Raw genomic sequence first — 5,282 nt, 5'->3', positions numbered from 1 at the left:
CGGGCCTCATCACGGAATACGCAGTCACGGCAGGCATCGCCTCCCTCCTCGGCCGGCTCCTCGCCACCACCCTTCGCGCGAAGAAGCTGCCGATCGTTCCGACGGCGGCGAATCGCGTGAACCGCTGAACGATCCCCCTACGGGACGGCACAAGTCTTCGCACTCGAGGGGACTTGGCCAAGGGTGCAGCGATTTGCAGCGCTGCGGACACTTCTTGGTATGAGCGTCACTGATGAGCAGGACTGGGCTCGCGTCGTAGCGGGTGAGGGTGAGGCGTTCGGTCGCATCTTCGACCGGCACCGCGACCGCGTCCGCCGGCACGCGCTCGGGCTCGCTCCGACTCCTGGGGAGGCGGAGGACGTGGTGTCGTTGACGTTCCTCGAGGCGTGGCGCAAGCGCGAGCGGATCCCATACGGGACGGCCCGGGCCTAGTTCAAGCGTCGCGGAGCATCGACCGAACAGCCTCGAGCGTGAACCCCATCGCCACGGCGAGCTCGTCCTCGTTGGCACCGAGAAGAACAGCGGAGCGCGCAGCAGAAACGACCCTCTCCCTCCCACTGGATCCCGAGGGCTGGCTGCGAAGAAGTGCACTCTCCTCCGACGCGCGCACGAGCGCTGCCTCCGCTTCACTGCACAGAAGCCTCGGCGGCTCGTTGAGATCGATACGCTACCCACGCGCGGACGGCTCAGTGGCTTCATCCATGTCCCGAAGCTACCCAACGTCGACGTCGAGCACCGCCGCCGCACCCCGACAGCCTCGAGCGCTGCGGCAAGCTCGACATCCGGCAACATGCGCTGATCCTCCCGGACGCCCGGCCAGCGATCCCCATATGGGACGCGACGCTGGGAACGTCGAGGAGGATGGCTGTTATGCCAGTCGTCTTCGATGGAACCGTGTGGACGCACTACTCCCAGCTGCAACTCACAACCGGCGCTGCGTCGGTTGAGGATCCTCGTGATGCGTTCGACGGACAAGAGAATGGGCTGTGCGGAGCGAGCTTGCCCGGCGCCCTCTTCATGCGGACAGGTATCCACACCGGGTACGTACAGGTTCGAGTCAGCACGTTGGACACAGCGCCTGAGCTCGGCTTGTGGGAGGAGATCGTCGAGGCGAGCTTCCAGCCCGAAGGACCGGATGCGGTGCTTAGCGGATGGTCTGGGGACTCCGCCGCGTCGTTCCAGCTCACGGCGTCCGCCTATCGGGCCCGGTGGTGCGCTTCCGGCATGGAAGAGGGCCGGCGACAAGATGTCGCCGACGAAGCGCATCCGGCGCCTGACCGGTACGCGCTGTATCTGTGGCCGGCGCCTGCCTCGGCGGACGCGGTAGTGCGGCGAACCTCGGCAATTGCCGCGTACTGGCACAACGACGCCTCTCCGCGCAGCTAGCTTCACCAGGGCGATCGCTCGTTCGGTGAACGATCTCCAGCAGCGATGCGGGTGAGAGCGGCACACCTAGACTCCTGCGCATGACTGCTTCGTCATCCGTGGACGTGTCGCGGCGCCGACGTCGTCCGGCTCGTCGCCGCCTGTCCTTCTTCGGCGTCTTGGGTGAGCTGCTGATGACCGTAGGGGTGCTCGTTCTGCTGTTCCTCGCCTGGCAGCTGTGGTGGAACGATGCGGTGATCGCAGGGCGGCAGGAAGATCAAGCGGCCGAGCTGCGCCAGAGCTGGGGCGATGACGCGCCGTCCGCGGAGGCGCCGTCCGAGCCGACCGCTGAGCCGGCCGTCCCCGGTGACCCGGTGATCGCGCCGGTCGCAGCTCTGGACACCACGTTCGGCAACCTCTACATCCCCCGGTACGGCGAGGGGTGGGTGCGCACGATCGCTGAGGGCGTCGACGCGGAGAACGTGCTCGACGTGGGCAGCATCGGCCACTACCCGGGAACGCAGATGCCCGGCGAAATGGGGAACTTCGCGATCGCGGCGCACCGCTCCGCCGCCGGCGGAGGAATGCACCTCATCGATGAGCTGCAACTAGGTGACGCGATCTACATCGAGACCGCCGACGGCTGGTACACCTATCGGTTCCGGAACCTCGAATACGTGCAGCCCTCCGAAGTGCAGGTCATCGATCCGGTCCCCTGGACGAGCGACGTCGTTCCGACGGATCGTCTGATCACGATGACGAGCTGCAATCCGCTGCTGTCGACCGCGGAGCGGATCATCGCCTACGGCGTCTTCGAGTCGTGGCAGCCCCGCTCCGCAGGAGCGCCCGCCGAACTCGCCTCTTCCCTCGCGACCTGACGTCCGGCGTCGGCGCTGGCACCGCGACGAGGGCGGCGAGCCGGTTTCATGCTGCGGCAGACGTTTGCGGGTCGGGTGGACATGTACAGGATGAACCCGCTTTCGAAGGAGCCCGTCATGACTGCCGCCCCTGACCGAGACCCCCTGGACGTCCTGCTGGATGAGTCCAGCCCCCGCACATCGACAGTGACGAACGACGTCGCTGTCGAGCTGGCCGAGCTTCAGCAGCTCGCGGCGGCAGAGGCCCGCGTCAACCGTCACCGCTGGGCGCGTCCTGCGGTCGCCGGAGTGGCGTCGCTGGTACTGCTCGGTGGCATGGCGACCGCGGCCGCCGCGGCGACGGGCGCGTGGTCGCCGTGGGCGGAGACGCCGGACGCCTCGATCACCTATTCGCTGCCCAGCGGTGTTCAGTGTGAGGAGCGCATGGGAGACGTTCAAGGAACCGATCCGGCGGCCGTCGCCGTGGTCGATAACTTCTACCAGACGACCGACATAGACGCCCTCCTCAGCGACGGGGCACTCCAGGAGACCATCGCGCAGCTGCGTACCGAGGACCGATCCTTCATCAACGCTGACGGATCCCGCACGCCGGCCGGCTACGGCACCGAGTTCTACAACGCCGACCGGGAGTACTCGACCGCCGTCGGGCGCATCATCAGCAACGCTCTCGACGCCGAGCTCACTGCGCAGAACGTCGACGTCGACGCCGCGAACCTCAGCATCGCGGGCGAGGCCCACTGCCCCGGAGCGACCTGGTGACCCGCAGGAAGACCGACGAGGCGGAGCGACTCACCGAGGCGCTGCGCGTCGCCTCGCCTGACCTGCTCAAGTACCTGCAACGCCGCCTCCCTCTCGAGGACGCCGCCGACGCACTCGCGGACGTCATGCTCACCGCATGGCGCCGCGTAGGCGCCCTTCCCCGCACCGCGGAGGAGTCGCGGATGTGGCTTTTCGGCATCGCCCGGAACGTCCTCTCGAACAGCACCCGCACTGAGAACAGGCGAGCCGACCTCTCCGGCCGGCTCCGCGGCGTTCTGGCGACCGCTCCTACCGAAGGACGCCCCGCCGACGAAGGAGTCGACGTGCGCGATGCGATCGCCAGGCTCGCGCCAGAACAGGCCGAGCTCGTCCGCCTCATCCACTGGGACGGCTTCTCCATCACCGAAGCAGGACAACTCCTCGGCGTCCCCGCGTCCACGGCACGCACCCGCTACCAACGAGCACGAGAAGACCTGCGGTCGACCCTGGCGGCATCACCAGCAAGCGACGACGACGCCAAGCCCCTCCGAGCGGTCCGCTGAAAGCGTCCCGCAGATCGATCCCCATACGGAACACGCTGCAGCGAATGCCGGTAAGCGACCTGGGGCACGGGCGACGTCGGCTGCGGCGGGAACCGCGGGCAGCGGTCGTGTGTACCGGGATGACGCCTTCCCCAGCCGAGGTCGATACGCTCGCCACTCCGAGGAATGAGGTGGTCGTATGTACGGATCGAAGAGGCTCATCGATTTTGCCGTGGCCGAGGAGCAGGCACGGCGGCAGCGCATGGAAGCCGACCGCGAGACCGCGGATCACGGAGACGATCGCCCTGAGGGGTTCGATGCGAGCTCCACCCCTCTGCCCAGCTACAGACCTCTTGCAAGCGGCCGGGGCGACACTGCTAGCGACGACGCGGAGTAGCCCAGTCGCACAGTGCCGCGAGAACACACGCGCTGAGGAGCGCAACGACGCCGCGAGAAACGCCGCTATAGGTGACCGGTTTAGGATCCCGATACGGGACGCGCGCCAGCACTGTGATACCTCGCGCCACGGTGACCGAACGACGTCGGAACCGACGAGGATCCGAGGCGTGAAGAACAGCAGTGACGGTGAGCACTACCTCCTCCTCAGGACAGCCCTCTGGGCAGACGCCACCGACGTCGTTGGAATCTATGGCAGCGAGCAGCGCGCTCGGGAAGCAGCAGGTTCCTCTACGGGACCCGATCGGTGGACGCTCGAGGAGTGGAGAGGAGACGTGCGCCGCAGCAGTCTCCAGCTCCAGGCCGCTACGCGCTCACGCTGACGCAATGGAGTTGCACGGCTACAGTCACGAAGGAGGGTCGCGATGCGGCGACCGCTGGGGAGGTCGCTGTGGGCGAATCGAATGATGGCCGCTTCAAGAAGCTGCCCGATCGGATCGAGCCGGCTCAGCAGACCGTGAGCGTCCCGGCCAGCGAAGACGACTCCACGACGCCACCGCAACCGCCGGCCGGCGTTCCTGACCTCGTGATCGCGACTCGCGTGGCGGACGCCGCCACGATGACCGGCCTTCTCCGCCGTACGGCGGGGCGCGTTGCACTGACGGTCGTCGTCGTCGCGGCCGGCCTCGTCACCGTCCTCGCCGCGCTCAACCTGCGCTTGTAACCAGACCGATCAGCCGTGAGCGAGGACGGCGCGTCCGACAGCGGCGCCTCTCGACTCGCCCACCGAACATTCCGGGGATCCCATGCTCAGAGCACTTTCGTCCACTTCCATGTTCTGGATCGGTGTCGCCGGGATTCTCCTGGGCATCGTCTTCGGCACGATCGTGCCGTTCTGGATCGCCCCCTACCAAGCCAACGGATCACCCACCGTCGAACAGATCATCAGCACCATCCCGGTCCTCACACGAATCGCGGAGGGCATCGGCTACTCGTTCGTCGCAGGAGCCTTCGTCGTTCGCCACTTCGAGAAGCGCGAACTCGTCGACGCTCGACGGTCCGTGCACTTCGTCGGCCGAGCAGCCCGGAAAGACGAGCAGTAGCCCCTCCGAGCAGTCCGCTGAAAGCGTCCCGCGGATCGATCCCCTTACAGGACACTCTCGGTCGCGAGTCGGTAGCTCCTCGTGGTGAGAGCCGCGTCACGCCTACTGTTCTCCCGTGGGAGAACTCAAGGTAACGAGCTCGGCGGCGATCGAGGCCGCTTCACGTCGCGCCGAGGGGTGGATACGCCGTGGTTGAACGCCTGGACAGCTGGGACCCGAGCAGACTCTCGCCGGACCGGCAGACACCACCCCGCCCACGA

The 5,282-nt window shown here is 67.1% G+C and carries 7 protein-coding genes; all 7 read left to right on the top strand.

The features are described from left to right. Window positions 1–219 precede the first annotated feature (219 nt). The 7 genes from C5C53_RS16520 to C5C53_RS16485 all read left to right on the top strand — a co-directional run bounded on the left by C5C53_RS16520 (window position 220) and on the right by C5C53_RS16485 (window position 5,022). Window positions 220–432: a sigma factor gene (locus C5C53_RS16520; RefSeq protein ID WP_104234406.1), complete on the top strand. Its 213-nt coding sequence runs from the start codon at window positions 220–222 to the stop codon at window positions 430–432. 438 nt (window positions 433–870) lie between these two features. Beyond that, a complete protein-coding gene (locus tag C5C53_RS16515; protein WP_104234405.1) occupies window positions 871–1,386 on the top strand; it encodes a hypothetical protein in 516 nt (171 codons plus the stop codon). A gap of 80 nt (window positions 1,387–1,466) precedes the next feature. Then, on the top strand, window positions 1,467–2,243 hold the full coding sequence (locus C5C53_RS16510; protein WP_104234404.1) for a class E sortase: 777 nt from the start codon (window positions 1,467–1,469) through the stop codon (window positions 2,241–2,243). A 117-nt stretch (window positions 2,244–2,360) separates the two neighbouring features. After that, on the top strand, window positions 2,361–3,002 hold the full coding sequence (locus tag C5C53_RS16505; RefSeq protein WP_146079378.1) for a hypothetical protein: 642 nt from the start codon (window positions 2,361–2,363) through the stop codon (window positions 3,000–3,002). Continuing rightward, the gene (locus C5C53_RS16500) at window positions 2,999–3,544 is read left to right on the top strand and encodes an RNA polymerase sigma factor (protein ID WP_104224254.1); all 546 of its coding nucleotides are present in this window, start codon (window positions 2,999–3,001) and stop codon (window positions 3,542–3,544) included. Before C5C53_RS16505 ends, C5C53_RS16500 begins: the two co-directional genes overlap by 4 nt. Before the next feature lie 826 nt (window positions 3,545–4,370). Continuing rightward, window positions 4,371–4,643 carry a hypothetical protein gene (locus C5C53_RS16490; RefSeq protein WP_104227086.1) on the top strand — a complete coding sequence of 91 codons (273 nt, stop codon included), beginning with the start codon at window positions 4,371–4,373 and terminating at the stop codon, window positions 4,641–4,643. A 109-nt stretch (window positions 4,644–4,752) separates the two neighbouring features. After that, window positions 4,753–5,022, top strand: coding sequence for a hypothetical protein (locus C5C53_RS16485; RefSeq protein ID WP_104224259.1), 270 nt, complete (start codon window positions 4,753–4,755; stop codon window positions 5,020–5,022). Window positions 5,023–5,282: the final 260 nt, after the last annotated feature.

Source organism: Rathayibacter sp. AY1E3 (assembly GCF_002932235.1).
In the GTDB taxonomy this organism is placed as follows: domain Bacteria; phylum Actinomycetota; class Actinomycetes; order Actinomycetales; family Microbacteriaceae; genus Rathayibacter.
The sequence above is the reverse complement of the archived record's forward strand: the minus strand, read 5'-3'. Positions and strand labels throughout refer to the sequence as shown.

Excerpts from the sequence above, each read along its gene's own strand:
- C5C53_RS16520 (WP_104234406.1), top strand. The coding sequence starts at position 220 with ATGAGCGTCACTGATGAGCAGGACTGGGCTCGCGTCGTAGCGGGTGAG.
- C5C53_RS16515 (WP_104234405.1), top strand. The coding sequence starts at position 871 with ATGCCAGTCGTCTTCGATGGAACCGTGTGGACGCACTACTCCCAGCTG.
- C5C53_RS16510 (WP_104234404.1), top strand. The coding sequence starts at position 1,467 with ATGACTGCTTCGTCATCCGTGGACGTGTCGCGGCGCCGACGTCGTCCG.
- C5C53_RS16505 (WP_146079378.1), top strand. The coding sequence starts at position 2,361 with ATGACTGCCGCCCCTGACCGAGACCCCCTGGACGTCCTGCTGGATGAG.
- C5C53_RS16485 (WP_104224259.1), top strand. The coding sequence starts at position 4,753 with ATGTTCTGGATCGGTGTCGCCGGGATTCTCCTGGGCATCGTCTTCGGC.